Annotated in this window: 24 protein-coding genes; 23 read left to right on the top strand and 1 reads right to left on the bottom strand. The window is 59.3% G+C overall.

Translation table 11 applies throughout. From position 1 onward, the window contains the following. Window positions 1-96 precede the first annotated feature (96 nt). The 21 genes from AC3WUF_RS09590 (at window position 97) to AC3WUF_RS09490 (ending at window position 16,133) form a co-directional block, all read left to right on the top strand. Window positions 97-1,272: a hypothetical protein gene (locus AC3WUF_RS09590; protein WP_492424863.1), complete on the top strand. Its 1,176-nt coding sequence runs from the start codon at window positions 97-99 to the stop codon at window positions 1,270-1,272. Beyond that, the gene (locus tag AC3WUF_RS09585) at window positions 1,256-1,798 is read left to right on the top strand and encodes a TylF/MycF/NovP-related O-methyltransferase (RefSeq protein WP_492424861.1); all 543 of its coding nucleotides are present in this window, start codon (window positions 1,256-1,258) and stop codon (window positions 1,796-1,798) included. The genes AC3WUF_RS09590 and AC3WUF_RS09585 overlap by 17 nt, the downstream gene beginning before the upstream one ends. After that, complete coding sequence (locus AC3WUF_RS09580; protein WP_492424859.1) at window positions 1,795-2,388, top strand: class I SAM-dependent methyltransferase; 594 nt, start codon at window positions 1,795-1,797, stop codon at window positions 2,386-2,388. The genes AC3WUF_RS09585 and AC3WUF_RS09580 overlap by 4 nt, the downstream gene beginning before the upstream one ends. Continuing rightward, a complete protein-coding gene (locus AC3WUF_RS09575) occupies window positions 2,385-2,705 on the top strand; it encodes a head-tail connector protein (RefSeq protein ID WP_492424857.1) in 321 nt (106 codons plus the stop codon). The genes AC3WUF_RS09580 and AC3WUF_RS09575 overlap by 4 nt, the downstream gene beginning before the upstream one ends. Then, entirely contained in the window at window positions 2,705-3,061 is a 357-nt protein-coding gene (locus tag AC3WUF_RS09570) for a phage head closure protein (protein WP_492424855.1), read from the top strand. The genes AC3WUF_RS09575 and AC3WUF_RS09570 overlap by 1 nt, the downstream gene beginning before the upstream one ends. Further along, complete coding sequence (locus tag AC3WUF_RS09565; protein WP_492424853.1) at window positions 3,051-3,563, top strand: HK97-gp10 family putative phage morphogenesis protein; 513 nt, start codon at window positions 3,051-3,053, stop codon at window positions 3,561-3,563. The genes AC3WUF_RS09570 and AC3WUF_RS09565 overlap by 11 nt, the downstream gene beginning before the upstream one ends. Next, window positions 3,563-3,934: a DUF3168 domain-containing protein gene (locus AC3WUF_RS09560; RefSeq protein WP_492424851.1), complete on the top strand. Its 372-nt coding sequence runs from the start codon at window positions 3,563-3,565 to the stop codon at window positions 3,932-3,934. The genes AC3WUF_RS09565 and AC3WUF_RS09560 overlap by 1 nt, the downstream gene beginning before the upstream one ends. A gap of 57 nt (window positions 3,935-3,991) precedes the next feature. Further along, complete coding sequence (locus AC3WUF_RS09555; RefSeq protein ID WP_492424849.1) at window positions 3,992-4,474, top strand: phage tail tube protein; 483 nt, start codon at window positions 3,992-3,994, stop codon at window positions 4,472-4,474. 3 nt (window positions 4,475-4,477) lie between these two features. Beyond that, entirely contained in the window at window positions 4,478-4,810 is a 333-nt protein-coding gene (locus AC3WUF_RS09550) for a hypothetical protein (RefSeq protein WP_492424847.1), read from the top strand. Between the two features lie 41 nt (window positions 4,811-4,851). Continuing rightward, complete coding sequence (locus tag AC3WUF_RS09545; RefSeq protein WP_492424845.1) at window positions 4,852-5,130, top strand: hypothetical protein; 279 nt, start codon at window positions 4,852-4,854, stop codon at window positions 5,128-5,130. Further along, complete coding sequence (locus AC3WUF_RS09540) at window positions 5,127-6,899, top strand: hypothetical protein (protein ID WP_492424843.1); 1,773 nt, start codon at window positions 5,127-5,129, stop codon at window positions 6,897-6,899. Before AC3WUF_RS09545 ends, AC3WUF_RS09540 begins: the two co-directional genes overlap by 4 nt. A 26-nt stretch (window positions 6,900-6,925) precedes the next feature. Next, on the top strand, window positions 6,926-8,026 hold the full coding sequence (locus AC3WUF_RS09535; protein ID WP_492424841.1) for a hypothetical protein: 1,101 nt from the start codon (window positions 6,926-6,928) through the stop codon (window positions 8,024-8,026). After that, window positions 8,023-8,871: a phage BR0599 family protein gene (locus tag AC3WUF_RS09530; protein ID WP_492424839.1), complete on the top strand. Its 849-nt coding sequence runs from the start codon at window positions 8,023-8,025 to the stop codon at window positions 8,869-8,871. Before AC3WUF_RS09535 ends, AC3WUF_RS09530 begins: the two co-directional genes overlap by 4 nt. A gap of 1 nt (window position 8,872) precedes the next feature. Continuing rightward, window positions 8,873-9,106: a hypothetical protein gene (locus AC3WUF_RS09525; protein WP_492424837.1), complete on the top strand. Its 234-nt coding sequence runs from the start codon at window positions 8,873-8,875 to the stop codon at window positions 9,104-9,106. Further along, window positions 9,103-9,297 (top strand): hypothetical protein, encoded by a 195-nt coding sequence (locus AC3WUF_RS09520; RefSeq protein ID WP_492424835.1) that lies wholly within the window; start codon window positions 9,103-9,105, stop codon window positions 9,295-9,297. The genes AC3WUF_RS09525 and AC3WUF_RS09520 overlap by 4 nt, the downstream gene beginning before the upstream one ends. Continuing rightward, window positions 9,284-13,285, top strand: a complete 4,002-nt coding sequence (locus AC3WUF_RS09515) for a phage tail protein (protein WP_492424833.1) — start codon at window positions 9,284-9,286, stop codon at window positions 13,283-13,285. The genes AC3WUF_RS09520 and AC3WUF_RS09515 overlap by 14 nt, the downstream gene beginning before the upstream one ends. Before the next feature lie 59 nt (window positions 13,286-13,344). After that, complete coding sequence (locus AC3WUF_RS09510; protein WP_492424831.1) at window positions 13,345-13,821, top strand: hypothetical protein; 477 nt, start codon at window positions 13,345-13,347, stop codon at window positions 13,819-13,821. Further along, window positions 13,818-14,492, top strand: coding sequence for a LamG domain-containing protein (locus AC3WUF_RS09505; protein WP_492424829.1), 675 nt, complete (start codon window positions 13,818-13,820; stop codon window positions 14,490-14,492). Before AC3WUF_RS09510 ends, AC3WUF_RS09505 begins: the two co-directional genes overlap by 4 nt. Window positions 14,493-14,647: 155 nt before the next feature. Then, on the top strand, window positions 14,648-15,142 hold the full coding sequence (locus AC3WUF_RS09500) for a hypothetical protein (RefSeq protein ID WP_492424827.1): 495 nt from the start codon (window positions 14,648-14,650) through the stop codon (window positions 15,140-15,142). Continuing rightward, a complete protein-coding gene (locus AC3WUF_RS09495) occupies window positions 15,139-15,579 on the top strand; it encodes a hypothetical protein (RefSeq protein WP_492424825.1) in 441 nt (146 codons plus the stop codon). Before AC3WUF_RS09500 ends, AC3WUF_RS09495 begins: the two co-directional genes overlap by 4 nt. Further along, a complete protein-coding gene (locus AC3WUF_RS09490) occupies window positions 15,579-16,133 on the top strand; it encodes a hypothetical protein (protein WP_492424823.1) in 555 nt (184 codons plus the stop codon). Before AC3WUF_RS09495 ends, AC3WUF_RS09490 begins: the two co-directional genes overlap by 1 nt. A 131-nt stretch (window positions 16,134-16,264) precedes the next feature. Here the strand turns inward: AC3WUF_RS09490 and AC3WUF_RS09485 are convergent, their stop codons facing one another. Continuing rightward, window positions 16,265-16,480 carry a hypothetical protein gene (locus AC3WUF_RS09485; protein WP_492424821.1) on the bottom strand — a complete coding sequence of 72 codons (216 nt, stop codon included), beginning with the start codon at window positions 16,478-16,480 and terminating at the stop codon, window positions 16,265-16,267. Between AC3WUF_RS09485 and queA the strand changes: the two genes are divergently transcribed. Together queA and AC3WUF_RS09475 are read left to right on the top strand one after the other, a co-directional pair. Continuing rightward, the gene (gene queA / locus AC3WUF_RS09480; protein ID WP_492424819.1) at window positions 16,479-17,534 is read left to right on the top strand and encodes a tRNA preQ1(34) S-adenosylmethionine ribosyltransferase-isomerase QueA; all 1,056 of its coding nucleotides are present in this window, start codon (window positions 16,479-16,481) and stop codon (window positions 17,532-17,534) included. The genes AC3WUF_RS09485 and queA overlap by 2 nt on opposite strands. Before the next feature lie 117 nt (window positions 17,535-17,651). Further along, window positions 17,652-18,107, top strand: coding sequence for a Crp/Fnr family transcriptional regulator (locus tag AC3WUF_RS09475; RefSeq protein WP_492424817.1), 456 nt, complete (start codon window positions 17,652-17,654; stop codon window positions 18,105-18,107). Window positions 18,108-18,117 lie beyond the last annotated feature (10 nt).

Here is an 18,117-nt window from a genome sequence, read left to right as displayed (position 1 = left end):
GAGTGCTACACGCTGGCTTGCTTACCACCATCGGCAAAGATCCCGCGCTTCGGCCCCCCTCGAAATACGTGGCACGGCAATTCCGGATCTGGATGCATGCAGGCGGCGATCACTCTGTTTGGTGCCAAGCGAATCATCATGCTCGGCTACGACTGCAGCGCGGCCAAGGGTTCGCACTGGCATGGCGATCATCCGAAAGGACTAGGGAATGCGGGGAGCGTGGCTCAGTGGCCTGGCCACTTCGAGAAGCTTGCCAAGGCGAACCCAGGTATCCAGATCGTCAATGCATCACGAGATACCGTCCTGACGATGTTCCCGCGACAGCGGTTGGAAGAGGCGCTGAACATCAAGGAGTCTCCAGTGCCAGAAACGATCATTCATGGCATGCATGGCTTGGGCGACAATCTGCATCAGCGAGCGATCGTCCAGCATCTGATGAAGTCGCGCCGGGTATGGCTTGAAACGCCGTGGCCATCGGTCTATCACGACCTTATCGGCGACCGGCTGCAACTGCTTGACCGCGGCTCACAACTGCGGACTCAGGCCAAGAACGCGGCCCGCGAGGCTGGCAAGTTCTCGAAGCGCCGTCCGCCGGCCAACGTGAGCCAGATGAAGATCTGGTATCCGCCAGACACAGTCCGCCGCGCCGGCTCGGTCCTAGCTGCAATGTGCGCCGGCGCAAATGTGCCTGTGCGGGACTTCAGTCTGCCGGTGCCTGACGCATGGATGGCACGCGCGGACAAACTCATTGCCGAATGGCAGCCGAACAAACCCATCTTGTTCTATCGGCCCCTGAACGAGCGCAAGGAATGGAGCGGTTGTCGGGCTCGGAATCCGGACTATGAAGCCTACTCAGGATTGATCGAATCGATCCGCGAGCATTTCTTCGTGGTCAGCGTGGCCGATTTTCAGCCGACTCTGGAATGGATGGTTGGCAAGCCGATCAAGGCTGACGTCGAACTTCACAAGGGCGAGCTCGATTTCGAAACGATGGCCGCACTGATCAAGCGATCGGCTCTGGTCTACACGTCTCCGGGGTTTGCTGCAGTTCTTGGGCAAGCGGTCAAGACGCCGGTCTGCGTCGTTGTCGGCGGATATGAGGACTCTTCCTCGTTCTCCGCTGGTGCCACGGGTTCGCCGTATCTGGGCATCGATCCGATCAAACCTTGCCGGTGTTTCAGCCACAACCACGACTGCCAGAAAGCCATCGACATGCCCAAGGCAATCCGGGATCTGCGCCATTTCGCGGGGCTCAATGAACTCGCTCATTGAGGGTCCGAAGCTGGACTCTTTGCTTGATATCGCTGGCCGACTGGCCAATGTGCCCGGCGATTTCGCGGAGTGCGGGGTCTACAAGGGCGGGACGATCAAGGCCATTGCAGAGGCTTTCCCATCGCGCCATGTGTTTGGGTTTGACACCTTCCAAGGCCTTCCTCAGAAGGCGTGGAGGTCAGAGGAGTGGCACCAGATCGGGGAATTTTCGGATGCGCCGTTCTACTCGGTTCGTGAGCTCTGCTCTGGAGTGCCGAATGTTCGACTGGTCCGAGGTTACTTCCCTGATTCCGCTGCTCCTCATGCGGAGCGCCGGTTTGCTTTAGTTCACATCGACTTCGATTTCTACCTTTCGACGCTTGCGGCGATCGACTGGTTTCTACCCCGCATGAGTGCAGGAGGTGTTCTTGTGTTTGACGACTACGGATGGGAGCGGTGTTTAGGAGTTCAGCAGGCAATTGAAGAGCGTGGCCTATTTGTCGTGCCGACAGCTAACGCGCAAGTGGCGCATTGGGTGGGCGCATGAAACTGCCAGTCCTGCCTCAGAAATCGCTGAACATCCAGTCGATCAACTGGAACGGGCTGCCAAAGCGCTTCTTGAACCCTGGGGAACTCGAAGTCCTGGTGGCTTTGGTTCGGAGTGTCAATGCAACTGGCATGCTCGAGTTCGGTGTAAACGAGGGCCGCACTGCCAAGGCGCTGCTCGACAACGTCAAGACGCTCGAGCTGTATCAGGGCATTGACGTCCTGCCGGGGTACTACTTTGCAAAACATGTGCAGCGCAACGAAGTGCCGGCACATCCCGGCCATTTGGCCAAAGCCGATGAACGTTTCCAACTCCTTCTGAGCGCGAAGGGATCCTTTGATCTGAAAGCAGAGAATCTGGCGCCTGCGGATGCCATTTTCATTGATGGCGATCATGGCCGCGAGGCGGTTGAACACGACACCGCTTTGGCCCGCCAGATCGTCCGTCCGGGCGGGATCATCATCTGGCACGACTACCACGACCGCGGCACGGTCGACGTCCGGGAAGTTCTGGACGAGATGTACGAAGCCGGCGCACCTATCACCAGGGTTGACAAGACCTGGATCGCATTCGAGAGGATTCCTGCGTGAGCATCACGACCGTCGAAGAATTCCGGATGTTCGCGCGCGTCATCCATGCGGCTGACGATGCGCTCATCCAGAAATTACTCGACGGTGCCGAGGACGAGGCGCTCCAGTTTATGGATCGCCGATCATTCGGCGACATCTGCCCCTGCGAATCGAGCGAGAGCAGTGAGCCGCCTCCAACAATGCCGCATTCGGTGTGGGTCGCAGTGATGCGACTGGCGCAGTGCAGCTACGAGGGCACGAAACCCGAGGACGTCGAGAAGTTCCGCAAGGCGGCAGAAACCCTTCTGATGCCCTACCGCTGCAATCTGGGCGTGTGATGCAGGCGCAGCGATACAGGCACCGGATCCACTTCCAAGAGAAGTTGGAGGTCACGGATTCGGAGTCTGGGGCAGTAGATTTCACTTGGGCAACTGTTTATCTCGATTCGGATACGCCTCTCGACAAAGTTCCGGCGGAGGTTCTGACCGGTCCTGGTTCCGAATATCTCGCCGCTGCAGCAAAGCAGGCTGAGACGACGGCTCGGATCAACCTAGGGTGGTTCCCAGGAATGGATCCGACTTGGCGAATTCTCTGGGACGGCAAGGTCTACGACATCACTAGCATCGAGGCAGATGCCACTGCCCGCCGGGAATATCGGCTGAAGTGTCGAGATGGAGTTAGCAGTGGCCAGTGAGTTCGTGAGACTCGAGGGATTGGAGGGCGTGGTTGATACGCTCCGCGGGCTTCCGCCTGAACTCGTCAGCCGGCGCGGCGGCGTGGTCCGATCGGCACTTCGCAAGGGTGCGCAAGTCATTCAGAAGGAATGGATCGGTAACGTTCAGCGCATCGTAGCTGAGCCGAACTCGGACGGACTGCCGAGCGAGTCGACCGGACTTTACGAGAAGAATATCTCTGTAACGCGAAGCCGCCCGGCTCCGGGGGTAAATGGGGAGCGCATGGTTGTGCGCGTTCGCAACAAGAAGTATCCAGAGGCGACAGGTTCAAAGCCAGTCACCACGACACAGGTTGCTCGACTGCTTGAGTATGGGACTGAGAAGCGCGCCCCAATGCCAGCGATTCGCCCTGCCTTTGAGTCCAAGAAGCGCCAGGCTCTGGACACTGTTGTAAGTGAGATCAACGCCGGCATCCGCCGCGTCTTGAATAAGCTTAAGCGCATGAACAGGGTAAAAGGCTGATGCTGCCGCCAGTCAAGTCGCTTCTTCAGGCATCAGCTGCGGTGACAGCGATCATTGCCAATCCTCCGCGCGTCTACCCGCATGGAGATGCGCCTCAGAAGGCGACAGCGCCCTACATGACCTGGTTCATTCCGGTCTCCACGCCGGACAACGTTCTCGACGACATTTCCCCGGTCGACAACGTGCAAGTTCAGCTTGACGGCTGGTCGGACAATGACGGTACCGGAGCAACCGGCATCGTCACGCTGACCGAGGCCGCCCGCGCGGCCATCGAGCCTCATGCGTATCTGGTCAGTGGCCCGAGCTATACCAAGGACGAACGCACCCAGAGATATCGGTCGACGATGACCTTCTCGTTCTGGATTAGATAGAAGTTTGAAGCAGCAACCCGCCCGCCACTCGGCGGGTTTTTTATTGGAGCAAAGGAAATGACCACAGGCACCGTTAAGACCCAGGGAACGCGGCTGTTCTTTGGCGTCTCCTCATCCGAGATCCACAAGGTGGCATGCCCAACCGGCATCAGCCAGCTTGCCGCGCCGGCGAACAATGTCGACAAGACCTGCTTGGACAGCGAGCGCAGCGAAGGCGAGCAGGGCATGAAGGTTTGGCAGCAGCTCACTATCAACGTGAACTACATCGCCAAGTCTGCCGCCCATCAGGCGCTCGAACGCTTGGAAGATTCCGGCGAGATCGTGCCGTGGATGGAAGTTCTATCCGACCAGGTCGGTACGCCGGATGCTTTGGACAGCCAAGGCTATCTCGTTAGCCCTGGCCCAACGACGAATGGCTTCATGGCCTACGTCGTGTCGTTCGGCACCGAGAAGGCCGTTGACGACATCGTTCGCGCGACCTTGGTGCTGATGCCGAGCGGCCCGCTCAAGCGTGACCGCGCTACTCCGATCTACGACTAAGCCATGAGCCTTAAGCATCTGGTTGTTAAGTCGGTGGAGGTCAATGGATCGATCTACCACTTCCGAGAGATAACGGGCGCAGAGCGCATCGAGCTTCTCAAAGGCCAGAAGGTCAGCCGCGAAGTCGGGATCGGCACGCGCATGGAAATCGACCTCGCTCTGAACGAAGAGCAACAGCACAAGATGGTGCTGTACTCGGTCTGCAATGAAGAAGGCGTTGGGCATTTCGCCAACCTCAAGGCAGTCCAGAGCCAGTCTGCAAAGCTTATCAAGAAGCTCTATGCCATCGCTGACGAAGTCAATGACGAAGACGGCGATACAGCAAAAAACGACTAGCGGCGGACCCACTGCTGCGCAGGCTATGCCGGCTGGCAGTGTTGTTCCGCCGTCCGTTGCATGAGGTCGGGTCGTGGTCATTCCGCGACATCGATCTTCTCGAAGCCTATATGGCGCGCCAGCCGACTGAGGGCGAACTGGTCGAGATGGCCGTAGCCCGTTTCACCAAGCTCTACGCCGATTTCAAAACAGACCCCAATGCCTCGAAGACGGGGCTGGAGTCGTTTCTTCCGTATCGAGAAGACCCTTGGGTCCGAGACGAGCGGGAAGCCGATGAACTGGCGTGGTCTCGCAGCGTTCTCCAGGACGACAAGAAATGAAAATCTCAGTTGTCCTTGAAGCGCTGACGGGTCGTTTTGACACGGACATGGATCGGTCTGCGAAACGTGCCGAGAAGAACTTCAAGCAACTCGAGAAAGATGCTGTCGCTTTCGGGAAAGCAGTTGGCGCAGCGCTGGCTGTAGGCGCTACGGCGTTTGCTGGCATCGTGAAGTCTGCGGTCAACGCCGCAGATGACATGTATCGATTGTCCCAGACGACAGGGCTAGCGACAGAAGCTCTATCTCAGCTCGACTACGCCGCAAAGATGGCAGGCGTCGATGATCTGACCGGCAGTCTCGCAAAGTTCAACAAGACGATCGGCGAGGCTGCGCAGGGCGGCAAGGGCCAAACCGCAGCCTTCAAGGCGCTTGGCGTCAGCATTCGTGATGAGGAAGGAAACCTCCGTAGCACGGAAGACCTGCTGCTGGATGTTGCCGACGCCTTCAGCCAGTACGAGGATGGCGCAGAGAAGGTCACGCTCGCTCAGGATTTGTTCGGCAAGTCCGGCGCTGGTTTGATCCCTTTGCTGAATGAGGGGAAGAAGGGCATCTCCGAGCTCCGCGCCGAGGCAGAGGCGCTTGGCCTGACGATCCGCGGCGACACGGCTGCAGCGGCAGACGAGTTCAATGACAACCTCGACCGGATCGGCGCAATGGTCCGCGGCGTTGCCACGCGGACCGCCGCCGAGCTGCTGCCGACGCTCGCCAAGCTGAGCGAAACCTTCATTACGAACCTCAAGGACACTGAGGCCGTAGACAAAGCAATGCGCGGCCTTGCAGCTTCTTTCAAGCTGGTCGTCACTACCGGCCTTGTTCTGAAGAACGTTGCGGACCTCGTCGGCAAGACTTTGGGCGGAATTGCGGCCTACGTGGTCGCCTTGTTCAAGGATGGCTTCAAAGCTGCAGACGAGGTTTCCCGAGCTTGGTATTCCGACGTCAAAGGCGATGTCAGCGATGTCCTCGAAGGAATCGACAACATCTGGAAAGAAGGGATGGCCGCGCTCCCTGCGCCGGCGGAGGATGCCAACGACAAAATCCGCAAGTCCTTCAAGCTGACTGCAGACTCGACCGAGAAGGACGCCAAGCGTGCTGCTGAGGCCGTCAAGGAGTTGAATCGCCTGATCGCCCAGGAGGAGGCAGATCGAGCTGAGGGGCAGGCAGTACGAGATTCCGTGCGCACTCCGGATGAGCGTCGTGATGCTGACATCCTAAAGCTGAACGACCAATACACCCGGCAGATCATTGACGCTGAAACGCGCACGCGTCGTCTTGTGCAGATCAATGATGAGTACTACCGCTCTCTGGAGGCCCTTGACCCAAAGCTCGAGGAAACCTCGGAGCAGATTTCAGTTTTTGCCGACCAATCCGCGCGTAACGCTCAGGACGCCTTCGCAGACTTTCTTTTTGATCCCTTTAAGGATGGCCTTGATGGGATGGTCAAGCAGTTCTCTGACGCAATGCGTCGTATTGCCGCGAACCAGCTTTCTCAGCAGTTGATAACTATGGGGGTAAATGCCCTCGGCAGTGCGTTTGGGTTTACGCCCCCATCAGTCGGCGGGAAGTCAGCGCCCGTCGCGGCTCCATCGATTGTCCCAGGTAAAAGCAGCCAGACCGGAGGCGGCGCGCAAAACATCCGCATCTACAACCAGCTCGACACCGATACTATGGCTGGCGTCATCAGCAGCGAGCCAGGCGAGATGAACGTGATGAACGTAATCCGCCGCAATGGCTCGGTGATTCGCCAGATCGCAGCCGGAATGCCCGCGTGATCGTTCCATTCTGTCCACGGGCAGAGATGGTCGAGTTGATCGAGTTCAAGACGGACACGCTGCGCGCTCGTGCGGCTGAGCAGAGAATCAGGCTAACCGACACGCCCAGGCGAATTTGGGTGCACCAGCATGCGTTCCGTAATACGGTTTATGACCGTGTTCGGGCCATGATGCGTGGGGGCTTGCCCGGGCCTTTCTGGCTACCGGAGTGGTCTCAAGCCGTCAAGATCAGCGTGGCTGCCGGCCAAACTGTCATCCCTGTCGATACGTCCATCGCGGATTACGTCGCCGGCGGCCGGGTTTCATTCTGCAAAGACGATGAGGGTGAGGTGGCTCTGATCGATTCAGTTGCTCCCGATCAGATCGTGCTCACTGTTGGCCCCACTCAGAACTGGGCGAATGCCCGCATGGCGCCGGCGTTTTCTGCCTATGCGCCGGAGGGGCTGCGAGCAGAGCACCCAGCAGGCAAGCATGTCGAGGCCGACATTGAGTGGCGTATCTACGACAGCCCTGACATTGCCGACGATCTCGAAGCTCCTACCTACCGCGGCAATCCGCTGCTGAAGCAGTGCGCAAAGGTTGGCGCCGGGTCTCTTGCTGAATCAACCATCCGCGACGTTGAAGCGGTCGATAACGGGATTGCCCGCCCGTTCTTCGATGACACGATGAGCAGAGCTGTGCAGCGCCTCAGCGCCGCTTGGATCCCCAAGAAGGGCGCCGAGGTTTATCAGCTGCGCCAGTGGTTCTACTTCCTCAAGGGGCGACAGAAGGCCTTCTGGCTGCCATCGCAGAATAACGGCATCCAGCTTGTTGGGGATGTCTCGATGGGCGCTGGTTCGATCACGATCCGCTCGGTTGGATTCGCTGCTGGCTATGGGTCCGGTGATCTGTTCATCCAGCGCCGCGACGGCTCTTACGCGACCCTGCAGGTTTCTTCGGCGATCGACAACGGCACGACGGAAGCCCTGACTCTCGTTGGCACGGCCGCGAGCGCGATCAATGTCTCCGATGTCTCGATGGCTTGCCTCATGTTCCGCGTCACGCTCGACACTGACCGGATTGAGTTCGCCTACATCGCCGGATATGGCGCTCGCGTGGTTGTTCCCTGCGTTGAGGTGCCGCTATGACCTACATCGCGGACGAGACTAGCGAACAGAACGGAGCGCCGATTGAGCTATACGAGTTCGCCCGCGTCACCTATCCAGCCCCAAGCGACTGTGATGGCACTCCCGCGCAGCTGGTCATCTACCGCTATACCTCGTCTGAGGCCGACTTCACGCTTTCGGGGAAGCTGTATCCATCCGATCAGATTTCTCGCTCTCCAATTGAGGCAACGCCGGAGCTGCCGCGCAGCAACATCAACCTGACGACGCGCCGGAACCTGCCGATCGCGGATTTGTACCGCGTCTTTCCGCCATCGGATGTAGTGACGTTGACGATAAAGCGCGTTCACCGCGGCTCGCCAACTGATGCCGCAGTCATCTGGGCCGGGAGAGTGCTCAATGTGGCGTTCAATGGCGCGAGAGCGCTGATCAGCTGCGAGCCAGTCAGCACCTCTCTGCGCCGAACCGGGCTTCGCCGGATGTACCAGGCGCAATGCCCGCACGTTCTCTATGGCCCCGGATGCAACCTTGATCGCACGACGCAGGCTCAGTCGGTGTCGGTGGTTGCTGTCAGTGGCGTATCCCTGCAAGTCGGCGCGATGGCGACTAAGCCATACGGCGGCGGCTTCGTGGACTGGGAGCAATCGCAAGGCGTCATCGAGCGTCGATTCATCATGGCATTTACTGGATCGACGCTGAGTCTGTCTCAGCCGTTCAACGGGATCAGCCCCGGTGATCCGGTGACGGTCTATCCGGGCTGCGATCACACGATGGCGACCTGCGACGACGTCTACGCAAACCTCGACAACTACGGCGGGTTCCCCTTCATCCCTTTCAAAAACCCCTTCGGCGGGACGTCGGTCTACTGAAATGAACTTTGCATTCTATCTGGCGGTGCTGGTTGTCTCGGCGATCGTCAGCTATGCGCTTGCCCCAAAGCCGCCGAAGCCTAAGCCAGCGAGCTTGGCTGACTTCGATATCCCCACTGCAGAGCAGGGCAGGCCGATTCCGGTTGTCTTCGGCACTGTTCTCGTGACCGGCCCTAACGTTGTTTGGTACGGCGACCTCTCTACTTCTGCGATCCGTAAGAAAGGCGGGAAGTGACTATCACGTTGACCCATCTGCGCGAACTCAAGTTCTGCGCAGCGGGGAGTCGTGCGTTCGCGAAACGCCACGGCATCAACTGGCCGCAGTTTCTACGGCACGGCATTGACGCCGAAGTCTTGGAAGAAACAGGCGATGCGATGGCCCTGAAGGTCGTCGAACACGCGAGGAAGAACGATGGGCTCCGGTAAAAAACAAACCGTTGGCTATCGCTACTTCATGGGCATTCAGTTTGCTGTCTGCTATGGCCCCGTTGATGCTCTGGAGAGGATCGAATCCGACAAGCGCGTTGCTTGGCGCGGGATTAAGTCCAGCAGCGGACCCATCACCATCAACGAGCCGAATCTGTTTGGTGGTGACGATCGCGAGGGCGGGCTGGCTGGGGTTGTGCAGGTTTGCATGGGGGCTTCTAACCAAGGCAAGGATTCTTATCTGGTCAGCCAGCTCGGCGAGCAGATACCTGCCTATCGTGGCGTGTTCAGTGCAATTCTCTATGGGCCTTCGACAGTTCAAAGTGATGTCCCAGAGTACGAAGGCGGTTGGTCTGTTCTGTCGACATCTCTTCGGTCCGGCCCCAAGACTGGCCTGGTTGCCGCCAACAATCCATATCTGAAGCCGTGGTCATTCCGTGTCCGGAGAATTTTGGCCGGCTGGAATTGTGGCTCCGCGTGGTATCCGGAAACCGCGCCAATCGGTAACCAGTGGACTTACCCTCAGGCCATTGTCATTGCGCTCGATATCTCCGGGTCAATGAACGATGAGACGCCGAACGGAGAGACAAGAGCCCATAACGCCAAAGTCGCCATTTCCGGGTTGCTTGACTACATCCTGGCGTTAACTCAGGAATCAGGTCTGCCCCTCGACCTCATGGGTGTTGGCTGGGGCAGCTACACCACGACGATCACCCGCCGATCGGTCACAGCTGATGACATTCAGGACATCAAGGATTGGTTTGATGATCTGGACATCAACGGTACAGAGACGGACTTTGTCTTCGCCACTGATCCGGCGCCAGCTTTCTTCGCAGGGGCGCCGGAGGACTGCGACAAAACGTTCATTTTCATAACTGATGGGGTTCCTTCTAGAACGGGATATCCATTCCCGATGGACCCAGAAGATGCAGAGATGGTGGCCCGCGAGGCGGCTGACACTCTGTTCTCTGTAGATGGTGTTCAGTCCTTTGCCTTCAACATCGATCTCTCGGATACCACTTACAGCTCATTCCTGGATAACACACCAGCAGATGGGGTCCCGGTAGTTCCTGGGAGTGATCCGGATGCGCTGACAGATTCGATTGCTGCTGCTTTGGGCGGCGCGCACTACGACATGAACGGCGCGCATATCGTTTACCAGTGCCTGACCGACCCTCAGTGGGGCATGGGATATCCGATTAGCAGCATCGACGAGGCGTACTTCACCCGTGCTGCCGACACCCTGTTCTCGGAAGACTTCGGTCTTTCGATGATCTGGAATCAGCAGTCTTCCATCGAGGACTTCATACAGATTGTTCTTGATCACATCGGCGGCGTTCTGCGCATCGATCCTGTCACCGGCAAATTTCAGCTGGTCTTGATTCGCGGCGACTACTCGCTGAGCGATCTGATCACGCTCGATGAGACGAACATTCTGTCGATGGACTCGTTCCAGCGAGCCGGCTATGGAGAGACTGTCAACGAGATATCGGTCGTCTATACCGACCGGAACAACGGGCAGTCGCTAAGCGTCACCGTCCAAGACCTCGCCAACATCCAGTCTCAAGGCGCGGTTGTCTCGCAGACCAAGCAGTACCCTGGCATCCGGAGCAACGATATCGCCGGTCGCGTAGCGATGCGCGATCTGGTGGCTCAAAGCACTTTGCTCTCCAAAGCCACCATGAAGGTTAACCGCGAAGGTGCGTTGATTCGGGTTGGCGATGTGATCCTGGTCAGCTGGCCGAAGCTCGGCATTACAGCGGTTCCGATGCGTGTTCTCTCGGTCAACACCGGCACTCTCGAAGATGGCGCAGTAACCATCCAGGCGGCTGAGGATGTATTTGGATTGCCGCTGGCGACCTACTCGAATCAACAGGATTCGCTCTGGACGCCGCCCGATAATTCTGCAGATCCGATCGAGAAGCAGGATGTTCTTGAGGCGACTTACTGGGACATGGCCCGAGCTGTTGGCGATGACCCAGATGCGCCTCTGGTCAGCGCGCTTGATGCAGACGCAGGGTTCGTCCGCACTCTGGCAGCTCGGGAAAATGGCCTTTGGCAGAGCTATCGAATCAACTCAAAAGTCGGTTCAACGGACTATGTTGAGCAGACTGTAGGACAGTTCGCGCCCACTGCCATCCTGTCTGGATCGATCACGGAACAAGATGACTTCCTCGAGTTCGAGAACGCGATTGACCTGAACTCTGTGACGGAAGGGACGCTGGTTCTAATTGGCTCTGGCAGAGAGGCTGAATGGGTCGAATTCCTCGGCCTGGATTCTAACCAGACTGGCATGAATGTCGCCCGCGGTGTTCTGGATACGGTCCCGAAGGATTGGCCGTCTTTGACCAGGATCTGGTTCACAGACAATGCTCTTGGGGCTGATCCTACTGAGCGCGCGACCGGAGACGTCGTCGATGTGAAGTTACAGACCTTGGCGACTGGCGGGGCGGTCGACCTTGAAGATGCCGAGCCGATGCAGATCACGCTGGCTCAGCGAATGGCCCGCCCATATCCACCCGGAAACGTGAAGGTCAACGGGCAGACTTGGCCGGGTCCGATCGACGATCCGATAGAGATTACCTGGGCGCACCGTGACCGCGTCCAGCAGACGGCCTATCTAGTCCATCAGGGCGAGGGGAACATCGGCCCTGAGCCTGGGACGACTTATACCGTCTACCTCTACAACAACGACACCGACGAGTTGTTACTCCAGAGCGGCCCTATTTCCGGGACTGAATGGGAACCAGACTTTTCTGCTGCCGGTGAAATCCGAGTAGAGATTGAGAGCGTAAGAGCGGGAATCCCAAGTTGGCAGCGTCAGATTCGCGTCATCGAATTCGGCTATGCAGAGGATGTTCGACTGCTGGAGGATGGCAGCTTCCGGCTTCTTGAGGATGGAGGTCTGAGACTGCTGGAGAATGCCGTCATAAATCCAGATGCTGTGTTCTATCCGGATATCTCTATTGAGCCCTACTTTCCGACCATTGTCCGCGGAGACGGAAGCTATCTATACAGCTACACCTCTTCTCCAAGAGCGCCAGTTGCTAGCGCCATCTCTGTTCTGGACAAGGACACTTACGAGGAGATCGCCACCGTCACCAATCAGGAGACGCTAACCGGCTTTCTGCTCGTCACGGCTGACGCGGTATACACGCAGTACTACGACAATCTGGTCAACACCGGGTTCGTCACGCGTTTCGATGCTACGGCACTTCAGGCAGGGACGATCAGCCGGATAAAGGTTCCGCCTGGCGGCGGCTCTGGCAGTGCTGTTCAGGCCTCAATGGCAATCCTCGGACAGAATCTTTTTGTCGCATCGGGGGGCCTGTTCGTGCTCGATAAGGACACGATGGCTGACGTCGATACGATCGACATGGCAGTGGTGACTGGAATTCCAGGCATCTGCTACGCCGTCACAACCGACGCCACGCATGTCTATGCGGTTCAGAACTCATGGACTACATCCACGCTGGCGAAGATGGAGCCTGACGGGGATGTTGTATGGACCGTCGCTGATATCCCTCGCTATGGCATCGAGCTTGTCCATGCGCAGGGCAAAATCTGGATGATGGGGCAGGAGGATGTCCGCGTCTTCTCTGCCGCTGACGGGTCTCTCTTGAAGACAATCCCCTGCTGGTACAACGGGGATTCCGGAGAGAAGGGGCCGTTCTGTCCGCAGGGCCCGAGAGGCCATCTGTACTTCGATGGAACGAATATCTACGCCTACTCACGCTACACCGTGACGGCTCAGCAGATCGTTTCCGGACCTCCTTCCTATACAACCACTGTCATTGATGCTGTTGAGTACATGGGCGTTCAGGCCTTCGATCCAGTAACGATGGATCTTGCCTTTGAATTGTTCCCGCCCGAGGCAGTAGTCCGCGGCGTTAATAGCCCACCCGGGTCTGACATTACCCAGGTTTTCGCCGGCCCCAATGGGCCTGACATGGTCTTTTCGAACGCTGTCTACAAGCGCTCGCAGTAACCCCCTACTGAATCAAAGAACCCCGCCATCGAGCGGGGTTTTTCATTTGAGGCGCCCGAATGCCAAACCTGAAGATTTCTCAACTTCCTGAAGCCTCCGCTTCGGATCTTGCTGGCAGTGAATCCCTAGAGATTGTCCTTGGAGGGGCGAACTATCGCTTGGAGCTCGACACTCTGGCTGCATGGCTGAATACAGCATCCGGTGGGGCAAGCACTACGCAGCCAGACGAGATGATGGCGGGATATATCGGCTCTCCATCTGCCAAGGATTATCGGATCGTCGTAAAGGCGGCGCATGGCGGGACCATCACGGAAACGACCACGAGGTCTGAAAGCGGCACTGGCACTGTCACCTTCAAGATCAATACGACGGCCCTTGGCGGCACAGCGAACTCAGCAAGCTCCTCTGAACAAAGCCAGTCACATAGTTCGAGCAACGCCTTCTCTGCAGGCGATGACATTGTCATAACGCTCAGCAGCCTTTCGTCGCTGGTCGGCCTCAGTTTCTCGATCAAGTACACGCGAGTGCTGGCGTGAACCTGTTCATCGATGCGGGGGTAACAGATCCACTATTCGGCAGCGTTATTGCGCTTCCCAACTTCAATGGCGCCGATGGGACATCAGCGTTCACTGACGCGATCCCTGGAGTTACTTGGACCGCTGCAGGCAACGCGCAAAAGAACTCCAATCAACTTCTACTTGATGGGTCCGGCGACTACCTGATTGCCACTCTTGCCAATGCCATTGGCACGGGCAATTTCTGCATAGAGGCAATCATTCAGCCAGCTGTCAGTGCTACTCAGATGGAGATTTTCTCCATCAGCAACGGGTCCAGCACCGCAGCAGTAGACCTTGTCTTCGAGGTGGCCGCTTCCGGAAACCTCCGCTTCTCAGTTCAGAACGGTAGCGGTTCAGCAAACGTCGATGTCGTGACGTCCGGCGCGTCGATCACGGCGGGCAACATCTACCACGTTGCAGGGAACGTGAATGGCACTTCCGCAAAGGCTTACATCGCGGGCGTTGAGCGAGGCTCCGGGACCATCACCGGAACGCGAGTTAACGGCCACTCCAGCATTCAGATTGGCAGGCTCGTTACTGGCGCCAATCGGTACTTCAACGGGCGCGTGCACGCACTCCGCCTGACTCAAGCGAGTCGCTACACGACGACGCCGTTCACGCCCCCAACAGCCCCTTTCCCCACTTCCTGATTTCCCCTGAGCCACGGACGGCCTCAACCCGGAGTCTCCATGAAACTCATTGAACGCATCCTCGGCATCGTGCCGGGGGTCGATCGGCTGACTGCGCGTCCGTTCTTGATCATCGGCGCGGTCGTGGTTGGGCTGGTCGTGTTGGCGGTGATGCTGTGACGCAGATCACCGAAGCTGACTACTTCAAGCTGCATGGCGATGTCGGCGCCGACAAGGCAGCGACAAAGACTTTGCTCGCACGTGTCAACGCGCTGCTCGCAGATGCGGCCGCCGAAGGCATTGAGTTGCCAAACGATCAGATCAGCGGCAATCCGGTTGCGTCCGGTTATCGACCGGCAGCAGTGAACGCCCGAACATCGAATGCAGCGGCACTGTCGAAGCACATGCTCTGCCGTGGTGTCGACCTTCAGGACACCTTCACGACTCGGAAGCTCGCCAGATTCTGCCTCCGCGACGACTGCGCGATGCTCAAGAAGCACCGGCTCTACATGGAAGATCCCCGGTGGACTGCTGGTCGGTCCAACAGTGATCCATGGGTTCATCTGCAGGATGTCTCGCCAGGGTCCGGCAAGCACTGCTACCTGCCTTATCGGGACACCTTGAAGAATCCTCCACAGTCCGCGCCGCTCACTCCGGAGCAAGCGCAATGATCCCCTGGCCCCACATCTGCCTTCTGCTGGTCGCCTTCTGCGGCCTGCAGACCTATCGCCTCGACGGCGCCCAAGACGACCTTGCCGAACAGCAGGCGTCGATCGACAAAGCCGCCAGCCAGTCCGAAACCCGCGCAGCCCAGACCGGCTTGGAGGCCGTCACCAGCTATGTCCAGAAACAGGAAGCCGATGCTCCGACTGTCGAGCGCATTGCTGCTCGCGTGCACGATGTCTGCGTGCGCAAGCCAGCCCCAGATCGTCTACCGCTGTCCTCCGCTCCCGGCCCATCTGGACCGCCCCGCAGCGAAGCTCAAGACCAAGCAGATCGAGAGTTCGCCCAAGCCATCGCCGACGACCTTGCAGCCTGTTCCGTCGAGTTGAACCGGTTGGATGCTATCCGGCAGTTCCATAACGACAACGTAGGGGAGGCGAATTGATGGCAGAGGCAGAGGTGGAGCCTGAAAAGGGCAGCATTGGCCGACGCGCATCGGACGCTGAACTGGCGAGCAGTTCGCCCGACTTCAACCACATGATGATGCGGCTGGTCCGGTTCCTGTTTCAGCCATCAGAAACGGCCAAGACGCCCGAAAAGGTTATGCGTCTCGGAGTTGGCGCGCTTTTGGGCTTTGCCATGCTGTTTTTCGTCGTTGGCCTGCCCTCGATGACCGGTGGCGCGCTGCTACTCGACAAGTTCAACGAGGGATCGGATCGGGACCGTGCGTTCCAGCTGGAGATGTTCAAGCTTCAGACCGACGTCGAGATCAAGAAGCTCGACCGGACCATGCTCGGGGACGGGGCGATGACGACCCTCAAGGAGATCGGCGGCAAACTCGACCAGCAGGTCGGGGCGATTGCCCAGATCCAGCAGCAAGTGAACCGGATCGAGGCGACCCAGGCCAGCGACCGAAAGCGCGTAGATGCCGTGGCCGCGATCCAGCGCCGGGACAATGAGATCAGAGCCAGGTCGACGCAGATTCCAAAGCCGCCGTAACTCGCCACCTGAGCCGAATATCGCGCCGAATCGGCTCTAATTCGCCATATATGACGCCCCGCTAGCCCTTCTGGGTTGGCGGGGCTTTTGTCGTTTGTGGGCGCGGTACAATGACGGTCACGGCGCGGGACTCACATGAGGCAAGCGCCATAGCTACGCCAGACGCACCCTAAGCCGCTGATGCCGTTGGTTTCTCCGTTGCCCACCTCCGGCACCAATTCGAGAATGGCCTGGCGTTCGCGCCGGGCCTTTTTCTTGTCCGCAGCTCGCCGCCGCTCACCGCGATCAAGGAGGCAGGCCCATGAGAAACTGTGCGCCAGACAGCCGCGATCCTCTGCTTTCAACATGCGCCGTTCCGACTTCGACTACGTTCTGCCCGAGGCCTTGATCGCCCAGCATCCGCCGGCGCAGCGCTCGGCGAGCCGGCTGCTGCATCTGGCCGCGGACGGCAACCGGACCGATCGCCAGATGACGGACCTGCCGGCGCTGCTTTCGCCCGGCGATCTGCTGATTTTCAACGACACCCGCGTGATTCCCGCCCGCATCTTCGGCCGCAAGCCGACCGGCGGGCGCGTCGAGATTCTCGTCGAGCGGGTGATCGATGCGCAGGAATTGGTCGCGCAGCTGGGCGTCAGCAAGAAGCCGCAGCCCGGCGGCAAGATTCTGCTCGACAGCGGCGACGAGCTGACGGCGATCGATCGCGACGAGGATCTGTTCCGCCTGCGCTACGACGGCACCGACGGCGTCATGGCACTGCTGCAGCGCGCCGGCCAGCTGCCGCTGCCGCCGTACATCACGCATACGCCGGATCAGGCGGATGCCGAGCGTTATCAGACCGTGTTCGCCCGCGAGCCAGGTGCGGTGGCCGCGCCGACCGCGGGCCTGCATTTCGATGCGGAATTGCTCGGCCGGCTGCGCGACCGCGGCGTCGAGACGGCGACGCTGACCCTGCACGTCGGTGCCGGCACCTTCCAGCCGGTGCGCAGCGACGACCTGGCCGAGCACCGCATGCATGCCGAGCGCTACCAGATCAGCGCCGCGCTGTGCGCGGCCATCGCGGCGACGCGTGAGCGCGGCGGCCGCGTCGTGGCGGTCGGCACCACGGTCAACCGCGCGCTGGAATCCGCCGCGCTGGCGCAGGACCGCGAGCGCATGATCGAGCCGGCGAGCGGCGACACGCGCCTGTTCATCACGCCGGGATTCCGCTTCCGCGTGGTCGACCGCCTGCTGACGAATTTCCACCTGCCGCAGTCGACGCTGATGATGCTGGTCTGCGCGTTCGGCGGTTACGAGCGGCTGATGGCCGCCTATCGCCACGCGGTGGAGCAGCAGTACCGGTTTTTCAGCTATGGCGACGCCATGCTGATAGAGCCGCTGGCGGCGGGCGCCGACGCGCGCTGAGGCTCTGGGCCCGGTCTGCCGATCCGGTCACTGATCCGCGCAAATGGCTGGTGTATGCTGGCGCGCAAGCCGGCCTTACCGCCCGCACTGCACCTGAAAACCCCGGAGATTTTTTGCATGGCCCGTCACATCCTCAGCGACATTTACCTGTTCAAGGCTTTCACTGAGGACGAGCTGTCGGCGCTGGAAGCCGTCGCCGAGCCGCGCACCCTGAGCGCCGGCACGGTGCTGTTCAACGAGCAGGACACGGCGGATGCGCTGCTGGTCGTCAAGTTCGGTTCGGTGCAGATCTCGCAGAACGGCGACAACAACACGGTGATGCTGGCGACGCTGGGCACCGGCGCGCATTTCGGCGAGGTGTCGTTCCTCGACGGCGAGCCGCGCTCGGCGACCGCACGCACGATGGAGCAGTCGGAGATCGTCGTGATCTCCTACAGCGCGCTGCAGAAGTATCTCGATGCGCGGCCGGCGACGGCGGTCAAGTTCTACCGCGAGATGGCGCACTACCTCGGCAGCCGTCTGCGCACGACGACCAGCGACCTCAATTTCGCGCGCGCCCGCAGCCGGCGCTGATCAATCTCAA

The sequence above is a fragment of the Fontimonas sp. FW305-C-3 genome, from assembly GCF_058783185.1.
Note: the sequence above shows the minus strand (reverse complement) of the source record. Positions and strands in the feature narration are given on the sequence as shown.

Bases quoted from the DNA above. Each gene is read 5' to 3' on its own strand.
- AC3WUF_RS09590 (WP_492424863.1), top strand. From the start codon at position 97: ATGCAGGCGGCGATCACTCTGTTTGGTGCCAAGCGAATCATCATGCTC.
- AC3WUF_RS09585 (WP_492424861.1), top strand. From the start codon at position 1,256: ATGAACTCGCTCATTGAGGGTCCGAAGCTGGACTCTTTGCTTGATATC.
- AC3WUF_RS09580 (WP_492424859.1), top strand. From the start codon at position 1,795: ATGAAACTGCCAGTCCTGCCTCAGAAATCGCTGAACATCCAGTCGATC.
- AC3WUF_RS09570 (WP_492424855.1), top strand. From the start codon at position 2,705: ATGCAGGCGCAGCGATACAGGCACCGGATCCACTTCCAAGAGAAGTTG.
- AC3WUF_RS09560 (WP_492424851.1), top strand. From the start codon at position 3,563: ATGCTGCCGCCAGTCAAGTCGCTTCTTCAGGCATCAGCTGCGGTGACA.
- AC3WUF_RS09555 (WP_492424849.1), top strand. From the start codon at position 3,992: ATGACCACAGGCACCGTTAAGACCCAGGGAACGCGGCTGTTCTTTGGC.
- AC3WUF_RS09550 (WP_492424847.1), top strand. From the start codon at position 4,478: ATGAGCCTTAAGCATCTGGTTGTTAAGTCGGTGGAGGTCAATGGATCG.
- AC3WUF_RS09540 (WP_492424843.1), top strand. From the start codon at position 5,127: ATGAAAATCTCAGTTGTCCTTGAAGCGCTGACGGGTCGTTTTGACACG.
- AC3WUF_RS09535 (WP_492424841.1), top strand. From the start codon at position 6,926: ATGGTCGAGTTGATCGAGTTCAAGACGGACACGCTGCGCGCTCGTGCG.
- AC3WUF_RS09530 (WP_492424839.1), top strand. From the start codon at position 8,023: ATGACCTACATCGCGGACGAGACTAGCGAACAGAACGGAGCGCCGATT.
- AC3WUF_RS09525 (WP_492424837.1), top strand. From the start codon at position 8,873: ATGAACTTTGCATTCTATCTGGCGGTGCTGGTTGTCTCGGCGATCGTC.
- AC3WUF_RS09515 (WP_492424833.1), top strand. From the start codon at position 9,284: ATGGGCTCCGGTAAAAAACAAACCGTTGGCTATCGCTACTTCATGGGC.
- AC3WUF_RS09510 (WP_492424831.1), top strand. From the start codon at position 13,345: ATGCCAAACCTGAAGATTTCTCAACTTCCTGAAGCCTCCGCTTCGGAT.
- AC3WUF_RS09495 (WP_492424825.1), top strand. From the start codon at position 15,139: ATGATCCCCTGGCCCCACATCTGCCTTCTGCTGGTCGCCTTCTGCGGC.
- AC3WUF_RS09490 (WP_492424823.1), top strand. From the start codon at position 15,579: ATGGCAGAGGCAGAGGTGGAGCCTGAAAAGGGCAGCATTGGCCGACGC.
- queA (WP_492424819.1), top strand. From the start codon at position 16,479: ATGCGCCGTTCCGACTTCGACTACGTTCTGCCCGAGGCCTTGATCGCC.
- AC3WUF_RS09485 (WP_492424821.1), bottom strand. From the start codon at position 16,480: ATGTTGAAAGCAGAGGATCGCGGCTGTCTGGCGCACAGTTTCTCATGG.
- AC3WUF_RS09475 (WP_492424817.1), top strand. From the start codon at position 17,652: ATGGCCCGTCACATCCTCAGCGACATTTACCTGTTCAAGGCTTTCACT.